Annotated in this window: 12 protein-coding genes; 6 read left to right on the forward strand and 6 right to left on the reverse strand. The window is 35.6% G+C overall.

The features are described from left to right. Positions 1–61: 61 nt before the first annotated feature. From J3U57_RS01840 to uxaC, 5 genes are all read right to left on the reverse strand, one after another. On the reverse strand, positions 62–1,384 hold the full coding sequence (locus tag J3U57_RS01840; RefSeq protein WP_267343659.1) for a glycoside hydrolase family 28 protein: 1,323 nt from the start codon (positions 1,382–1,384) through the stop codon (positions 62–64). 122 nt (positions 1,385–1,506) lie between these two features. Continuing rightward, complete coding sequence (locus J3U57_RS01845) at positions 1,507–3,021, reverse strand: MFS transporter (protein WP_267343660.1); 1,515 nt, start codon at positions 3,019–3,021, stop codon at positions 1,507–1,509. 96 nt (positions 3,022–3,117) lie between these two features. After that, complete coding sequence (locus tag J3U57_RS01850; protein WP_267343724.1) at positions 3,118–4,614, reverse strand: altronate dehydratase family protein; 1,497 nt, start codon at positions 4,612–4,614, stop codon at positions 3,118–3,120. Positions 4,615–4,630: 16 nt separating this feature from the next. After that, complete coding sequence (locus tag J3U57_RS01855; protein ID WP_267343661.1) at positions 4,631–6,094, reverse strand: tagaturonate reductase; 1,464 nt, start codon at positions 6,092–6,094, stop codon at positions 4,631–4,633. Positions 6,095–6,142: 48 nt separating this feature from the next. Beyond that, positions 6,143–7,555 (reverse strand): glucuronate isomerase, encoded by a 1,413-nt coding sequence (uxaC, locus tag J3U57_RS01860; RefSeq protein WP_267343662.1) that lies wholly within the window; start codon positions 7,553–7,555, stop codon positions 6,143–6,145. Between the two features lie 669 nt (positions 7,556–8,224). Between uxaC and exuR the strand changes: the two genes are divergently transcribed. Further along, positions 8,225–9,004, forward strand: coding sequence for a transcriptional regulator ExuR (gene exuR, locus J3U57_RS01865; RefSeq protein WP_267333760.1), 780 nt, complete (start codon positions 8,225–8,227; stop codon positions 9,002–9,004). 118 nt (positions 9,005–9,122) lie between these two features. On the opposite strand, the gene lolA is transcribed toward exuR, so the two are convergent. Next, positions 9,123–9,716 carry an outer membrane lipoprotein chaperone LolA gene (gene lolA / locus J3U57_RS01870; protein WP_065633124.1) on the reverse strand — a complete coding sequence of 198 codons (594 nt, stop codon included), beginning with the start codon at positions 9,714–9,716 and terminating at the stop codon, positions 9,123–9,125. A 173-nt stretch (positions 9,717–9,889) separates the two neighbouring features. On the opposite strand from lolA, the gene J3U57_RS01875 reads away from it, so the two are divergent. From J3U57_RS01875 to nrdB, 5 genes are all read left to right on the forward strand, one after another. After that, on the forward strand, positions 9,890–11,230 hold the full coding sequence (locus J3U57_RS01875) for a replication-associated recombination protein A (protein WP_267333761.1): 1,341 nt from the start codon (positions 9,890–9,892) through the stop codon (positions 11,228–11,230). 212 nt (positions 11,231–11,442) lie between these two features. Continuing rightward, a complete protein-coding gene (locus tag J3U57_RS01880) occupies positions 11,443–12,837 on the forward strand; it encodes a hypothetical protein (RefSeq protein WP_267343663.1) in 1,395 nt (464 codons plus the stop codon). Between the two features lie 358 nt (positions 12,838–13,195). After that, on the forward strand, positions 13,196–14,617 hold the full coding sequence (locus J3U57_RS01885; RefSeq protein WP_267343664.1) for a hypothetical protein: 1,422 nt from the start codon (positions 13,196–13,198) through the stop codon (positions 14,615–14,617). A gap of 290 nt (positions 14,618–14,907) precedes the next feature. Further along, on the forward strand, positions 14,908–17,193 hold the full coding sequence (gene nrdA / locus J3U57_RS01890; protein ID WP_267343665.1) for a class 1a ribonucleoside-diphosphate reductase subunit alpha: 2,286 nt from the start codon (positions 14,908–14,910) through the stop codon (positions 17,191–17,193). Positions 17,194–17,337: 144 nt separating this feature from the next. Beyond that, positions 17,338–18,468, forward strand: coding sequence for a class Ia ribonucleoside-diphosphate reductase subunit beta (gene nrdB / locus J3U57_RS01895; protein WP_416379643.1), 1,131 nt, complete (start codon positions 17,338–17,340; stop codon positions 18,466–18,468). Positions 18,469–18,621 lie beyond the last annotated feature (153 nt).

Raw genomic sequence — 18,621 nt, forward strand, 5'->3', positions numbered from 1 at the left:
TAATAACATAAAAAATAATTAAAAATAACCGCATTCTCGCGGTTATTTTGATGAAAAACCATTAAGCGTTAAGCGGCAATAATTTACCGTCTTGTTTAATAAATGATTGATTAACATGTACACCTGTACTGTTTTTAATACTAAGTGGCTCGCTAATGACATTATCAACAATAACATTGTTAAATAAAATGGTGTCGGCATTTTCAATAAAAAAGCCCTTACCCGCTTCGGGTTTGACATCTTTAAACATGTCAACTTCACCTGCTTGCGCATTAATTTGCATCGATACTCGAATATTATCAAACGAAATATTGGCTATTGGCGATTCAGGTATACCATATAAAAATCCAGCATAAGCACGTACATTTTTGGCAATAATATTAGAAAAACTAATATTATGACATGCGGGTGTTTGTTCATTAACTGGTAATGCTGCTTTATTCCAGACAATGGGATCATTACCTTTAGGGCCGCAATAGTAATAATAGTTCATCACAAATGCCGATAATACTTCGTCCATAATGATATTACTAAAGGTGATATCCGAAATAGTACCACCTCGACCACGACGGGTTTTAAACCTAACACCACGGTCGGTTTTTTGAAATACGCAGTTAGTAATGGTCACATTACGAATACACCCACTCATTTCACTCCCTAATACCACTGCACCATGTCCATGAATCATATTACAGTTAGTAATTAAGATGTTTTCACAAGCGCTTTTATCAACAGTCTCTTCTGTACCTGCTTTAATTGCAATACAATCATCACCAACATCAATATAACAATTTGAAATTCTCACATTACGGCAAGATTCAGGATTGATACCATCCGTATTTGGTGAATCAGCTGGATTAAGAATCGAAATATTATCAACGACCACATTGTTTGACTCCATTGGATGAACGGTCCAACTTGGTGATTGTGTTAAAAATAGTTTTTCAATCGTGATACGCTCGCAAAAATCAAATCCGATCAAATAAGGTCTAGGGTATTTAAGATTACTGCGATCGTTGCGAAAAGTATGCCACCATTTTTTGCCATTACCATCGATTTTTCCACCGCCGGTGATTGTTACGTTCTCAATATTATGACCATATATACATGGCATATATACATCTTGTTTTACCCCTTCCCAACGTGAATTGACCACGGGATAATCTTTAGCATCATCGGAAAACAATAACGTTGCACCTTGTTCAATCTCTAATGTTAGATTACTACAAAGTTTAATAGCGCCGGTAAAATAGGTGCCAACTGGAACAATTAAAGTTCCTCCACCTCGTTGTTCAATATGTTGTATCGACTTTGCAAAAGCTAAGGTATTTATTGTAGTACCATCACCAATTGCACCAAAATCTTTAACTGAAACAGTCGTCATTTTTTATCCTTTACGTGTTACTTTGTGAACTATCCACTAATCGTGTAGCGGACAGTTCACGATATATGGCTAAAATCAGGACTCGCATTACTGGCTAATCCTAGCCATTTATTCAATGAATGTTATTTTGCTTGGGTATTTTTTGATTTAAAACCAATGTTGTTATTGCCAAAGCAATTTTCATAAGCAATCCCTGATAATTCTTCAACAACTTTTTTAGTTTCTGGCGTAACATCAGCCATTTTTCCCCCTTCGCGAATACGAGCAACTTCATTAATAATGATTGAATGCGTTGCATGATCAAGCTTCATTCTCCAAGCGAAGAAAGCACCAATAAGTGCCATTCCAACAACACCATATAAAATAATGCCATTAATAGCATCAATTGCACTTTGTGGCTGAACATGAGATTTTGATTCAAAACCATATGCACTTAAAATAATACCAAGTACAAATACAATTGAAGCGCGAACTAATTTACCCGCCATAGTCATTGCACCAGCATAAACCCCTTCACGACGTCGATTAGTTACCACTTCATCAACATCAGCCAAAAATACGTAGACACTCCAGGGAATGTAATATACGCCCCCCGTACCTAGACCAAACCAAATGGTAATACCCACAACAATCCAAGTGATATTTGGCAAGTTAAGATAATAAATACCGACATAACCAATCATCGATGAAATTACAATGAGTAATGCAATAATAAACGGTTTTTTAAAGCCTTTTTTAGCACAATACATCATAAAAAAGGCTGTCGAAACTAGCTGGCAAATACTGCTTAACGAGTTCATTGAAGCGACAAATGAGCGAGGTTCACCTAAACTAAACACAATGAAATAGGTAAATACGGCGGTAAATAACCATTCAGCACCAAACCCAAATAGATACATGCCTAAATGCGTTCTAAACGTTTTAATACGAAATGTTGATAAGATGTCGATAATAAGCTTTTTAATAGCTTCAAAAAAGCTATGTACAGATTCATCTTTTACTTCTTCTTTAGGTTTTTCCCAACTATTACAATACAGTAAAATCAACGCGACGATCATAATCGCTGCGTAAGTGATCCCCGTTAATAAGAAAGGCGTTGCTGAATCTTTACTATAATAGTAAAAATAGATGCCAGGTATGGCAGCACCTAAAAAGTTAGCTACTTTACCAAACATTGCTTTTGAACCAGTCAAATAAGTACGCTGTGAAAAGTTAGATGTCATTTCAACTGGTAAGGTATTAAATGGGATCATAATGCTGGTATAGATGATTTCAAATAAGATGTAAGTTATTAAGTAATACCAAAACCCCATACCATCAATCCATAACATTGGATAGATGAGCATTAAAGGTATGCCAATTAAAATAAAGAATCGGCGGCGCCCAAAACGTTGTCCTATTTTTGTTTGGTAAAAGTTGTCAGTAATAAACCCCATTAATGGATTAAGAATGACATCCAAGTAAGTTGCAATAGAAAAAATTAATGCTGCTTGAACGACACTTAAGCCACAAAAAGTGGTATAAAAATAAAGCAGCCAAGCCCCACTAATTGCTAAAGCGCCACTGCCAATTAAATTACCACTTCCATACGAGAATCTTACTAACCATTTGATTTTTCTCTCTTTTTTATTCGTCATGAATGATACCTATATAATTTATAAAAAAAACGGGCCCCTAGCATTAAGTCCACAAGGACTTAACGACATGATTTATTTTTGAATAAAAATTTAGTCTTAGAGGGTTACGCCACTTTTAAGGATGGCTAAATTTTTGAAATTATTTTTTTCATTACAAGTTTGTTGTCCATTAGCTACCTGCACTATGTAATCAATAAATTCTGTTAACACTGTTTTCATTGAAATGCCTTGAATTAATTTTCCGGCATTAAAATCAATCCAATTCACCTTCTTCTCTGCCAATTGTGTATTGGTTGCAATTTTGACGGTTGGCACAATGCCACCATAAGGCGTTCCTCGACCAGTGGTAAATAACACCATGTGACAACCAGCTGCGGATAAAGCCCCAGTGGCAACAGCATCGTTCCCTGGAGCACTGAGTAAATTCAAACCATGCTTAGTTAACATTTGTCCATACTTAAGCACATCAATCACTTTACTGCCCCCTGCTTTTTGGGTACAACCCAGTGATTTTTCTTCTAACGTGGTAATGCCACCGGCTTTATTCCCTGGCGAAGGGTTTTCGTAGATAGGTTGATTATTCGAAATAAAATATTGTTTAAAATCATTAATCATCTGAACTGTTTTATCGAAAGTCGATTCATCAATGCAATGCGACATTAAAATATTTTCAGCACCAAACATTTCTGGCACCTCAGTGAGCACACTAGTCCCACCATGTTCAATCACATAATCAGAAAAAAGACCTAGCATCGGGTTTGCGGTAATACCTGAAAAACCATCCGATCCACCGCACTCTAACCCAAATTTTAATTCACTCAAACGACCGGCTTCACGCTTATCGTTTTTCATGACAGTGTAAAGTTCTCTTAAATGAACCAATGCGGCTTCGATTTCATCTTCTTCTTGCTGAGCAATAAGAAACCGTACTCGTGACTCATCATAGTCACCCAAATCGGCTTTGAACGCCGAAATCTGATTATTTTCACAACCTAATCCAATAACCAGTACAGCACCTGCATTAGGATGTTTGACTAAATCTTGTAAAATAATTTTAGTATTTTTATGGTCTTGCCCGAGTTGCGAACACCCATAAGGATGTTCAAGAACGGTAATCCCATCAATTTCTAATTGATTATTTAATTCTGCACAAAATTGTTTAACAATTTGCTGAGCAATACCATTAATACAAGTTACAGTTGGGATAATCCATAATTCATTACGAATACCAACCTCACCATTTTTACGACGATAAATATTGATTTCTTTATCTGGTATGGCATGTAAAGAGTCATTATTTGCTATCTGAGGATGATATTTATAATCATCAATATCACTTAAATTAGTTTTTAAATTGTGTGAATGAATATGCTCACCGGCTTTAATTGCACAAGTTGCATGGCCTATCGGCAAACCATATTTAATGATATTGTCACCTTGTGCTATATCTTGAAGGGCAAATTTATGCCCTTGTTTGACTGGTTGTTTTAAATCAATGGTATGACCATCAACAATAACATTTTCGTCATGTGCTTCTAAATCAGATAACGCCACCGCAACATTATCTTTATTATTTATTTTTATAAATTTAATCATTACATCGCTCATTTTATTTGCTACTCACAACGCATTTTTCAATTGCTTGACGCATACCATCCTGGGTAATGACCGTTAAATATTGCGTTATGGTTTGTGCTAATTGCGGAATAGTTAATAAATCGTGTTCCCAATGGGCTTTATCGCTTAATATCGTGTGTACAAGTTGATCTATAGTTTGTTTACCTTCGGCTACATTTGCCCAACCGTTGTGAAAACGCGCCAACCAAGTAGCATCATCTTGTAATGGATAGGTTTGGTTGTTTCTTACCCCACGATAAAAAGCCATCAATGCGGCAAATGCGAAAACTAAATGGGTTGGTAAAACACCTTTGTCTTTTTGATAAGCGATTAATTGTGGAAGAATACGCGTTTTAAATTTAGTCATGCTATTTAAAGCTATCGACATTAATTGATGTTCAATAAATGGGTTTTTAAAACGGCTAATCACAGACTGGGCAAAATCCACTAATTCTTGATGTGGTAAATCTAAAACAGGGATAATTTCATCAAAAATAGTCTCTTTAATATAAGATAAGATTTGTGGATCATTCATTGATTCACCAACTGTATCAATCCCTGATAGATAAGCAACTGGCACTAAAGCTGTATGGGCACCATTTAAAATAGCGACTTTACGCTCTTTATACGGCTTGATATCATCAACAATTTTGATATTCATATTGCATTTATCTAAGCATAATTTTTCAGCTAACCATTGTGGTCCTTGAATAACAAAAAGATAGAAATATTCAGCAGAATCGATAAAATTGTCTTTATAACCTAGTTCAGCTTCAAGCTCAGCAATTTGTGCTTTTGGGTAACCCGGTACAATTCTATCGACCAGTGTAGAACAGAATACATTGTCATTTTCGATCCATGCAATAAACTTGTCAGACAAGTTCCATTGTTTAGCATACTTTAATACAAGTTTTTTAAGCGCATCACCATTGTAATCAATCAGTTCACACGGAATAATAATTAAACCACTCGCTTTACAGCCCGCAAAGTGAGTAAATCTTTCATATAAAAAAGCGGTTAATTTAGCTGGATAGCTAGCCGCAGGGCGATCGGTTAATTTATCCCCCTCAACGTAACTAATGCCGGCTTCCGTTGTATTCGAAAAAATAAATTGGATATTGGGATCTTTTGCTAATTCAAGATATTCATCGTATTGAGTATAGACATTTATCTCATTATTCACTGAGCGAATCATTCTAAACTCTTTTACTGCTTCGTTTTTTTCGTTTAAGCCACGAATCAATGTGGTGTATAAGCCATCTTGAATACTTAATGAAGGTGGAAAATCAGTATTTAGTGGACGAACAATGACTACGCCCGCATCAATATCTGTTTTTTCATTTAAGATATCTAATTGCCAATCTAAAAAAGCACGTAAAAAATTACCTTCGCCAAATTGAACAACACGTGTCGTATATTTTGCACCCGGAAAATCATTTCTGTTTAATGTTTTCATTACTCTAACTCTTCTTTAATTAATCTAATTACAACGACTTAATGCTTTTTAGCTTAGTTCAATACCAAAATAGTTTTTCGCATTGTCAAAACTGATATTTTTAACCATTTGACCTAATAATTCGATGTCGCGTGGTGCTTCACCGTCTTCTACCCAACGCCCCACCATTCGGCATAAAATACGTCTAAAATATTCATGACGAGTATACGAAAGGAAGCTACGACTATCGGTTAACATACCCACAAAACGGCTTAATAAGCCGAGCTGAGCAAGTTGTGTCATTTGGCGAATCATGCCGTCTTTTTGATCATTGAACCACCAGCCTGAACCAAATTGCATTTTGCCGCGAACACCTTCACCTTGGAAATTACCTATCATGGTGCCTACAATTTCGTTATCAGACGGGTTTAAACAATAGAGTATTGTTTTAGGTAGTGCATTTTGCTTAGCTTGCGCATCTAATAATCGAGAAAGCGGTTGCGCTATAGGTGAATCATTAATAGAATCAAAACCGACATCCGGCCCCATTAACTTAAACATTTTTGAGTTGTTATTCCGTAACGCACCAATGTGGTACTGTTGCACCCATTCACGTTTGTTATACTCACTACCTAAAAAGATTATGACTGCAGTTTTGAATTGTGCTGTTTCTTTGGCACTTAACATTGCACCTGTTAATCGTTTAGCTAAGATGGCATCTAACTCTTTTTCACTCGCTTCTTCATAAACAACTACATCTAATGCATGATCCGAAACTTTGCATCCATGCGCAGCAAAATAATCCATACGTTTTGATAATGCTTGGCAAAGTTGTTGGAAATTAGTAATAGCCACATCAGCGACAGCAGATAATTTTTCGATATAAGCTACAAAAAACTCTGAATCAATATTAAATGCTTTATCTGGGCGCCAACTTGGTAGAACTTTAATATCAAATGAACTATCTTGGGCAATGGTTTTATGGTGGATTAAATCATCAATAGGATCATCGGTTGTCCCTACCATTTTGACATTCATTTTTTTCATAATGCTACGTGCAGAAAACGCTTTAGTTTCGAGCATTACATTGCATTTGTTCCAAATAGTTTCAGCCGTTGATGGCGACAATAAAATATTATCTATTCCAAATGGTCGGCGTAATTCTAAGTGAGTCCAATGATATAAAGGATTACCAATAGTATGGGGCACAGTTTCAGCCCATGCTTTGAATTTTTCGAAATCACTGACATCGCTGCCAGTACAGAATTGTTCAGCAACACCATTAGTACGCATAGCTCGCCATTTATAATGATCACCTTTAAGCCAGATGTCATATAAGTTTTTAAACTGATAATCTTTTGCAATTTGTTCCGGTGGTAAATGGCAGTGATAGTCAAAAATGGGTTGATCAGCTGCATAGTCATGATAAAGCTGACGAGAAAACTCGGTATCTAGTAAAAAATTTTCAGTTAAAAAACTCATTTTATTCTCCCAATAATAATTAAGTATCTGATGACATAAAATCGTGTGTAATCAGATCAATTTATTCGTTATATTTGTTGATAGTGCCTTTAAAATTTGTCCAAACTGCAACAGTGGCTAAAAAATAAAGTTAACAAAAAAAAACTAATGGCTTAATAAAACCAATGTTATTGGCTAGCGCACCAACAATTAAAGCAAAAATAGTACTAGCATGAAGCCAAACTGCTATATTGGTAAATCTGTTCACGGTTGGATAACGATTTAATAAGCCCAATACACAGCAACAACATAACAATAGTGTTGCGTTGTCATATCCATCACTGCTTTTAAAACAGGTATGCCCAACAGCTATCAAATTACGTGTTAGATGGCCAAGTATTATTCTTATCGTTATTAAAGTGATCACATATCAACGCAGATTGTTAGTGTTTTATACTTTTCACCACGCCCAATATAATAATACACGGCATAATAACATGTCTGATAACTTAAAAAGTTGACATATATCACATAATTTAAACATAAAAATATCTGATAGGATTTTTATTTGTCTGCCAACATTGATGATTGATGTTCTATGTGAAAAAAATGAAACAATCTTATTTAACTCCAAGCAATTAGATGTTATTTTAAGGCGATGATTAATTAAGGAGCTATATCAAAGTCATCATGGCCCAAGAACAAAACGAATATCAAAGGCTTTACCAAATTATCGCAACCGAATTAAAAAACCGCATAATTAAAGGTATTTACCCAGTGGGTAGCAAATTACCTTCGGAAAGATTAATTTGTGAAGAGCTAAAAGTGAGCCGTTCAGTAGTTAGAGAAGCCATTATAATGCTGGAAGTTGAAGGGTTTGTTGATGCTCGAAAAGGGTCAGGTATTCATGTTATAGCTAACAGTATGCAATCTAATATTATTGACTCTCCAGTTGGTTTGAATTTTGCAACAACAGGACCATTTGAATTACTTCAAGCTCGTCAACTTATTGAAAGCAATATCGCAGAATTTGCCGCCACACAGATCACTAAAGATGATATCGTCAATTTATTAGAAATTCAGCATAATGCTAAAAAAGAAGATCATTATCGTGATTCTAATTGGGATTTAAAATTCCATACCCAAATTGCCATGATAACGCGTAACACGGCACTGATAACCATTGTGCAAGAGGCATGGCAACAAAGAACTTTAAATCCTTTATGGAAAAAGCTTCACGAACATGTTAAACAACAGGACATTGAAAGTTGGTGGGAAGAGCACGATAAAATTTTAGAAGCGTTAATCAATCGCGATCCTAAAGCGGCTAAATTAGCTATGTGGCAACATTTAGAAAACACGAAAAAGATGCTATTTGACGCGGCAAGTGAGGATTTTGAAACTAAACGTGACCACTATTTATTTTCCGATAATCCTGTTGTGAGTATTAATGAAGAAGATTATGAATAATCTTCTTCATTAATGTTCAAAATAATTATCAATGTCAATTCAATCAAATACACATAGTAACAAGCGGGTGCCTTTCGCCAGCTTGTTATCTGTTATTATGTTTTATTACTCTAGATAATTATCGTTGGTCATCAATGGTGACACCAGCAGGTGGAGTAAACTGAAACTTTTCTAATGAAACTTTGCCAAGTGTTTGACGCGACAAATCATAAAAACTGCGCTGTCCATCTTCTTCAATAATCGTAAAACTAGAAATCATGCCTGTTGGTAACACCGAGATAACAAAGTCTTGATTGGTCCCATCTGTTGGTTTTAATGTAAATGAGTCTTGCTTTCGTGTGACATTATACGCATTCCAAATAGGATTATGGCTATCTGTAATAAGTAACATTAATCGGTTATCGACAGCCTTTTTTAAATCCATCACACTTACTTGCTGAACCGCTGGCGTATAGACCCACATATTTTTTCCATCTGAAATAATAGATGTTTCATCTGGTTCATTCATTGTCCAATTAAAGTAATAAGGTCTTGTTACCCACAAATCCCCTTTACCTTGTTGCACTACTTGATTATCAGCGGTTTTCACATCTTGAGAAAACCGTGCATAAAAGCCATCTATTTTGTCTAAACGTTGTTGCAGTACTTCTTTATCGCCCGCCCATGCCGATACACTAACCAACAACCCTATTAACACTAAAATCTTTTTCATGCCTAATCCTTTTATTTTTATTTGGCAATATTTAAATTAATTGTGAGATCAAAATTATTTTAAAATATTAACGTTTTTCAATTAGCTAAGAAAGATATTTTCTTTTATTTTTCACTTAACCAATAAGCAGTATATAATAGCTCCAATTTTATAAATTTGGATAAATATTTACTATGCCTAGCCTATCTTTTGAGTTTAGCACTGATGAATTTAAACCGTTAGCGGCTAGGATGCGCCCGCGGGATTTATCGGAGTATATCGGGCAATCTCAGTTACTTGGCGAAGATAAACCATTACCTAAAGCTATCAAAGCAGGCAATTTACACTCCATGATATTGTGGGGTCCACCAGGCACGGGAAAGACAACATTAGCCGAAATTATTGCTCATCATGCCAATGCCAAAGTTGAAAGAATATCTGCTGTAACGTCAGGTATTAAAGATATTCGAGAAGCGATTGAGCGCGCTAAAATTAATCAGCAAGCAGGGATTCGTACAATTTTATTTGTCGATGAAGTGCATCGTTTTAATAAAAGCCAGCAAGATGCTTTTTTACCTTATGTGGAAAATGGCACCGTCACTTTTATTGGTGCAACAACAGAAAATCCTTCATTTGAATTAAATTCCGCATTACTATCAAGAGCAAGAGTTTATTTGCTAAAATCCTTGACCAATAATGATATAGAGCTGATTTTACAACAAGCCATGGACGATCCTGAGCGCGGATATGGTAATCGAAATATTATTTTACCGGACGAAACTAAAAAACAGATTGCCGAATTTGTAGGTGGCGATGCTAGGCGCGCACTGAATACACTTGAATTATTAGTCGATATGTCTGATGGTCAGGCACTAACGCCAGAATTACTTAAAGAAGTGATAGGTGAAAGAAGTGCCAGATTCGATAATCAAGGTGATCGCTATTATGATCTTATTTCGGCCGTGCATAAATCGATTCGAGGCTCATCACCCGATGCAGCGCTTTATTGGTATGCAAGAATTATTACCGCCGGTGGCGATCCGCTTTATGTTGCTCGTCGATTATTAGCTATTGCCTCGGAAGATGTTGGTAATGCCGATCCAAGAGCCATGCAAGTGGCACTCGCCGCGTGGGATTGTTTTACGCGAGTTGGTCCGGCAGAAGGAGAACGCGCAATTGCACAAGCTATTGTTTACCTTGCTTGCGCACCAAAAAGTAATGCTGTTTATTCTGCATTTAACCAAGCGATGAAAGATGCAACATCAAAACCCGATTATGACGTTCCTGAACACCTACGCAATGCGCCAACGAATTTAATGAAAAAGTTAGGTTATGGTGCACAATATCGTTATGCGCATGACGAACCCAATGCCTTTGCTGCTGGCGAAAATTATTTTCCACCAGAAATGGCTAATAGCAAATACTATTATCCTACTGAACGTGGTGCTGAAAAAAATTATGCTGATAAACTTGCCTGGTTAGATGCACAAAATCAAGCTAGCCCAAATCAACGTTATAAAACTCAAAAAAAATAATCTTTTTAATCGAGTTTCGCTATTTTTAGTCAAACTATTCTTACCTTGCACCCTAAAATCCACCCCATAAAAAAGGTATTATTTATTAATTTCAATTTATTAATAGACAAATTTTATTGCTTTAGATATAATCCGCGCCGCTCGTTATTTTCGATTTACCAATATATTTTTACAGCAATAGATATAATAAAAGTAATATAAGGAATATAGCAGTGACCAGTTTAATGAATAAACAGCAGTTCAAAGTAATTTTCTTTTTCGTTCTTTTATTACCCTTTCCCCCACTAACCTATGCATTTTTAATCGCACAAACAGTTAAAACCATTCATGGCAGCCATCCATCTTTATCTTCAGACATCGAACAACATATCGATGATTTAGCACTATTTGGCTTAAACTTTGAGGGATTAGATTATTATGGCAATGAAGAAGTCGATAACATACCCCTGGTGCCAAGTTACCCATTTATCAATAAATTTAAAGTTGCAAATATTAAACAACCTGACAGCAACCAATATGTCGATCTAGATGGTGATCAGCTGGATTTTTTAAGCGCTGTTCATGATATTACAATGACTTGGTACTATACCAATGCGCAAAATAAATTAGTGCAATTCACACCCAAAACGACCGATACTTTTTGTTCATTAGCACAAAGTAAAATCGTGGGTCCCTATAAAGTTAAATTAGCGGCTGATTTGCTTCTATTTTCAAAATTTGGTGATCCCGATGCTAACGAATACCCCAACGAACTTATTTCTGCTCATCCTGCTAAAACTTATTCAATATTGAAAGAAGCAGGTGTGTGTTATGCAAAACCCGTATTATTACCTACAGCAGCAACCGCTAGTGCTGCCAATCAATGGGATAAAAAAAATGGATTTTTGACTCAGTCCGTTAGCGAATTTGACAAAAACTTTCCCACAACGGGTTTTTATGGCGCTCAATTTGATTTGTTACTTAATCAACAGGAACTTGCCAGCAATTATGATTGGAAAATTATCCAAGGTAGTGAGCTTGCAACTGTGAAGGTAAATCCAACTTCAAATAAGATTACCGTTGCATTTGATACTGATGAAGCTAAAGATACAGGTAAAGCTTGGCAATATGTTATCGGATCAGGTACGGGTTATAAAGTGCTTATTCAAGGTCACAATAAGACGACAAACTATAACCTTAACTATATGTTTACGTTAACTAAATGGTTTTCAGGCTATAATAAAGCCAATATTGGTATGCCGAAAGCGACAATAGATACCGCACCGAATATAGCCAAAGCATGTAAAACTTTAAATGGACATTATCGTATTAGCTACCCTGATGAAGTCAGTAATGCCACATCTAATGTCGTTGGTACTAGAGTCGTGTTTACTCGAGAAATTGGGACATTACTTGGTGAATGGGGCGATCCATCACAAACAGCTTACCCAAACTCTTGGGCCCCAGCAGCTACGCAATCAACGTTATACAAAAGAATTTGGTTGTACGACCCGAATAAAAAAGCTTATTGTGACTTACATACCTACAACGCCATATATCACTGTTCCGCTGAAACAGATAGAAAAGCGGGGATATGTACGGCTGTTGCTGAAAGTGATACAAATTGATATTCGTATCAAGACCCTCCTTTCTTTTTACCGCTAAACAAATAACTTTTTATATCAATATCCCCCCAATAGCATATTTTTATGTCGTGGGGCTTTTTTATTAATTACACTAAATTATTAATTATATAACTATTTTTTAACATATTTTTGAATAATAACGTATCAATTTAAGGAATTAACGATCATTACGATCTTATTGATCGACTAAACCTATTATTTGAATTATAATTATCTCGGCTGATTTATTGAACATGATAAAAATTTATTAGCATTATTAATAAAATTACAAAAATAACATCATAAATAACAATGAATTAATTTTAAGTAAAGATAATTAGTGATGGAAAGGGATATAAAAGTGAATCAATTAAATGTTAAAAAACTAGCAAAAGTAATTTGTAAATTATTACTGTTATTACAATTTTCACCAATAGGTTATGCTTATTTAACGTCACAAACAGTGCAAATCATTCATGGTATGCGTCCATCTTTGTCTACCGAAATAGAAAATAATATCGATGATCTTGAGCTTTTCGGTTTAACTGTTGATGATCTCAATTACTACGGTAGCGAAGTCGATACTATTCCCCTGCAAACAAGTTATCCATTTAAAGATAAATTTAAAATAGCCCCAATAAAACAACCTAACGAAAACCAATATTATGATAACGATGGGGATCAACTCGATTTTTTAAGTGCTAAAGATAAAATTACTATGACTTGGTATTATACCAATGCTAAAAATCAATTAGTTGAATTTATACCTACAGCAACAGATACTTTTTGTTCCTTATCACAAAAAGGAATGTACAGTCCTTATAAAGTAAAACTGACAGCAGACTTACTTCTTTTCTCAAAATTTGGTATACCCGATGATAATGAATATCCTAACGAGACCTTTATTACGCAACCATCGAAAATGTATACTGTTTTAGAAGATACTGGATTTTGTTACGCAAAACCAGAACTAACACCATCTACAGCCGCTAATAGTGCTAAAAACCAATGGAATAAAAATTTTGGTTTTTTAATTCAATCAAATACAGATTTAGACAAAAACTTTCCAACTACGGGATTTTATGGCGCTAAGTTTGACTTACTTTTGGCCCAAAATGGGCTTGCTAATAACTATGATTGGTCGGTAAAACAAGGGAGTGAACTTGCAACGATTACCAATAATAGTGATACAGTTACGGTATATTTAAATACACCAATAGCTAGAGATTCAAAACAAGCTTGGCAATATGTCGAAGCTATGAATTCTGATGGGTTTACAATTATCATAGAAGGGAAAAATAAAAACACTCATAAATCTATTAGATATGGATTCAAAATAAAAAAATGGTATGAAGCTTGGAAACAAGCTCTAGATAGCAAAGGCAATATCATTGGCGTCAGAGACACTGCCGAAGCGGTAGCTGCCGAATGTAGAGATAAGCCAGGTAACTATCGCATAACTGAACCCAAAGAATTAAGTAATGCGCCTTATGGTAATAGAGCTGGTTCTTCTGACTATACGCGTGAAATTGGTTCTTTATTTGGTGAATGGGGCGACCCTAGTCAAGATAAATATCCTGGTTCATATGGACCGGCTAAAAATCAATCTAATATTTTTAGTCGCTGGTATGTATGGGATCCAGAAGCCATTGATGCTCAAACACATCAACCGGGTACATTTTGTGATATGCACACTTATAATGCTAAATATCATTGCCGTGCAAACGAAAATGAAGATAAAAATGGTGTATGTGTTTCTATACCGCCAGGTCAAGAATGGTAAAAGTATACTTACCCTTAAACTAGATCTACTTATCCATAGGTAGATCTTATCATTCCGATAATTGCATGTTTTTATGCTCTCACCTCCCTTTTTCGCTGATTTCATTTTTTTAACTGCCCCACCCTTTTGAACATAATCATAGTTGATTTTAACTAAAAAATTTTAATTATCGCTTAATAAATACACTACATATAGTAATAAAATGATTAATAGGTACTATATATTGTATATTTTGATAAATATCAATTATCATAACTCCCACTGAAATACGGGATAAACTGGATAAAAAAATGAATAAATCAATACTCGTAACAAAACGAAATGGTAAACAAGAACCCATAAATCTAGATAAAATTCACAAAGTCATCACTTGGGCAGCCGAAGGATTAGAAAATGTTTCAGTATCACAAGTTGAATTGCGCTCACATATTCAATTCTATGACGGCATTCGCACGTCCGATATTCACGAAACAATCATAAGGGCTGCTGCTGATCTTATTTCGCAAGAAACCCCTGACTATCAATATTTAGCCGCTCGTTTAGCCATTTTTCATTTACGTAAGAAAGCTTATAATCAGTTTACACCACCGCCACTTTATGAACATGTCAAAAAGTTAGTCGACACTAAACGCTACGACAAACACTTACTTGAAGATTATACGCAAGAAGAGTTCGAAGCAATGGATAAAATAATCGATCATTGGCGCGATATGAATTTTTCTTATGCAGCGGTAAAACAACTCGAAGGTAAATACTTAGTACAAAATCGTGTAACAGGTGAAATATATGAAAGCGCACAATTTTTATATATCTTAGTTGCCGCTTGTCTTTTTGCCAATTACCCTAAAGATACACGTCTAAATTACATCAAACGCTTTTATGATGCAGTGTCAACGTTCAAGATTTCACTGCCAACGCCAATTATGGCTGGTGTTCGTACTCCTACGCGACAATTTAGTTCTTGTGTTTTAATTGAATGTGATGACAGTTTAGATTCAATCAATGCAACGGCAAGTGCCATTGTTAAATATGTTTCTCAGCGAGCAGGTATTGGTGTCAATGCGGGCCGTATTCGTGCATTAGGTAGTTCAATTCGCGGTGGTGAAGCATTCCATACGGGTTGTATTCCATTTTATAAATATTTCCAAACAGCGGTTAAATCTTGTTCCCAAGGTGGCGTACGAGGCGGTGCAGCTACGGTATTTTATCCAATTTGGCATCTAGAAGTTGAAAGTTTACTTGTATTACGTAACAACCGAGGAGTTGAGGAAAACCGGGTTCGTCATTTAGATTATGGTGTACAAATTAATAAATTAATGTATCAACGCCTTATTAAAAATGAAAATATAACACTATTTAGCCCATCAGATGTGCCTGGGCTCTACGATGCTTTTTTTGCTGATCAAGATAAATTTGAGTCTCTTTATCAGCAATATGAACAAGATGTAAATATTCGCAAACGTATCGTGAAAGCTGTCGAGTTATTTTCACTTTTGATGCAAGAACGCGCATCTACTGGTCGTATTTATATCCAAAATGTCGATCATTGTAATACGCACAGCCCATTTAACCCTGAGCTTGCCCCCGTGCATCAATCCAATTTATGTATGGAAATCGCGTTACCAACCAAGCCTCTTTATAATATTAATGATGAACAGGGTGAAATTGCACTTTGTACTTTATCTGCATTTAATTTAGGTAAAATAGAATCACTCGATGACTTTGAAGAATTAGCAGATCTTACCGTTCGCGCGCTTGATTCTCTGCTTGATTATCAAGATTACCCTGTACCTGCCGCTCGAAATTCATCAATCAACCGTCGGACATTAGGTATTGGTGTCATCAATTATGCTTATTATTTAGCAAAACATGGCGTTAAATATTCCGACGGCAGCGCCAATAATTTAACTCATCGCACTTTCGAAGCCATGCAATACTATCTGCTTAAGGCATCTAATAATTTAGCCAAAGAAAAAGGTGCATGCCCATTATTTAATGAAACAACTTATTCTCAAGGGATTTTGCCAATCGATACCTATAAAAAAGATTTGGATAGCATTACGAAAGAACCCTTACATTATGACTGGGAATCCTTGCGAGAATCGATCAAAACTTATGGATTACGCAACTCCACATTATCAGCATTAATGCCCTCTGAAACGTCGTCACAAATTTCTAATGCCACCAATGGTATTGAACCTCCTCGCGGCTATATTAGTGTTAAAGCGTCAAAGGATGGCATTTTAAAGCAAGTGGTACCGGATTATAACGACTTAAAAAACTTTTACGAATTACTTTGGCAAATACCAAATAATACGGGTTATTTACACTTAGTTGGTATCATGCAGAAATTTATTGATCAGTCTATTTCAGCTAATACTAATTACGATCCGACTAAATTCCCTAATGATAAAGTTCCAATGAAACAGCTATTAGCAGATTTATTGACAGCCTATAAATTTGGGGTAAAAACACTTTATTATCATAATACACGTGATGGTGCCGAAGATATTCAAGGTGATATAGCGCTAACAGCAAGTGATGATGGTTGTGAAGGCGGAGCTTGCAAAATTTAAGCAACATTCGATGTTACGCAGTAATATCTAAAAAATAGTTTTAGAGAAACTTAAACCTTTCTCTAAAAATTCTTCCTCGTCTTTTGCAGTCGCGAAAGGTCGCGGTAAAAGCAACAAAAACCCGTTAGGAGTTCTTTTATGAGTATGAATTACAGTACCTTTTCGCATGTACATAATGACCAACTTAAAGAGCCAATGTTTCTCGGCCAACCTGTTAACGTTGCCCGTTATGATCAGCAAAAATATGAAATGTTTGAAAAACTGATCGAAAAACAACTGTCTTTCTTCTGGCGTCCTGAGGAAGTCGATATTTCACAAGATCGTATCGATTATGCAGCATTACCTGAACACGAAAAGCATATTTTTATCAGTAATTTGAAATATCAAACTTTACTCGATTCAATCCAAGGACGTAGCCCTAACGTTGCTTTACTGCCACTTATTTCTATTCCGGAACTCGAAACTTGGGTTGAAACTTGGTCATTTTCTGAAACGATACATTCACGTTCATACACACACATTATTCGTAATATTGTTAACGATCCCTCTGTCGTATTTGATGATATTGTCACCAATAAAGAAATTCAAAAACGAGCAGGCGATATTGCTGGTTATTATGATGATCTTATCAGCTATGCTAGCTACTATAATTTATTGGGTGAAGGCAAGCATAACGTTAACGATCGAACCATAACCATCAATCTGCGCGAACTCAAAAGACGACTCTACTTATGTTTAATGAGTGTTAATGCGCTTGAAGCCATTCGTTTTTATGTTAGCTTCGCGTGTTCATTTGCCTTTGCTGAACGCGAATTGATGGAAGGTAATGCAAAAATAATTAAACTTATTGCACGTGATGAAGCGCTTCACTTAACCGGTACTCAATTCATGATAAATACATTACGTAGCGGCGAAGATGACCCCGAAATGGCAGAAATTGCTAAAGAGTGCGAACAAGATTGTTATGATTTATTCTTGCAAGCTGCCAATCAAGAAAAAGAGTGGGCCGAATACCTATTTGAAGGTGGATCCATGATTGGATTAAATAAAGACATTTTATGCCAATATGTTGAATATATTACCAATATTCGTATGCAAGCTGTTGGCCTAAAATTACCGTACGAAGTTAAATCCAATCCGATTCCTTGGATAAATAACTGGTTAGTGTCTGACAATGTCCAAGTTGCTCCACAAGAAGCGGAAATGAGTTCTTACCTAGTGGGACAAATTGACTCAGAAATTAATGAAGATGATTTAAGTGATTTCTCATTATAATCAAACGTGCCAACCCGCATTTTCTATTCACCAAAGGAACGAGCGCTTGTTCCTTTTTTGTTATATATCTCAAAATCAACAGTAACTTGAAAAAATAAATAACTAATCTGTTTTTTTTATAAAAATTGATTGCTATATTGATCTATTATTAAA

Origin of the sequence: Gilliamella sp. B3464 (assembly GCF_026536145.1) — a bacterium.
Taxonomy (GTDB): Bacteria; Pseudomonadota; Gammaproteobacteria; order Enterobacterales; family Orbaceae; genus Gilliamella.

What these genes read in the sequence shown, in the direction of transcription:
- nrdA (WP_267343665.1), top strand. Translation starts at nt 14,908, where the DNA reads ATGAATAAATCAATACTCGTAACAAAACGAAATGGTAAACAAGAACCC.
- nrdB (WP_416379643.1), top strand. Translation starts at nt 17,338, where the DNA reads ATGAATTACAGTACCTTTTCGCATGTACATAATGACCAACTTAAAGAG.
- J3U57_RS01840 (WP_267343659.1), bottom strand. Translation starts at nt 1,384, where the DNA reads ATGACGACTGTTTCAGTTAAAGATTTTGGTGCAATTGGTGATGGTACT.
- J3U57_RS01875 (WP_267333761.1), top strand. Translation starts at nt 9,890, where the DNA reads ATGCCTAGCCTATCTTTTGAGTTTAGCACTGATGAATTTAAACCGTTA.
- J3U57_RS01855 (WP_267343661.1), bottom strand. Translation starts at nt 6,094, where the DNA reads ATGAAAACATTAAACAGAAATGATTTTCCGGGTGCAAAATATACGACA.
- J3U57_RS01845 (WP_267343660.1), bottom strand. Translation starts at nt 3,021, where the DNA reads ATGACGAATAAAAAAGAGAGAAAAATCAAATGGTTAGTAAGATTCTCG.
- exuR (WP_267333760.1), top strand. Translation starts at nt 8,225, where the DNA reads ATGGCCCAAGAACAAAACGAATATCAAAGGCTTTACCAAATTATCGCA.
- uxaC (WP_267343662.1), bottom strand. Translation starts at nt 7,555, where the DNA reads ATGAGTTTTTTAACTGAAAATTTTTTACTAGATACCGAGTTTTCTCGT.
- lolA (WP_065633124.1), bottom strand. Translation starts at nt 9,716, where the DNA reads ATGAAAAAGATTTTAGTGTTAATAGGGTTGTTGGTTAGTGTATCGGCA.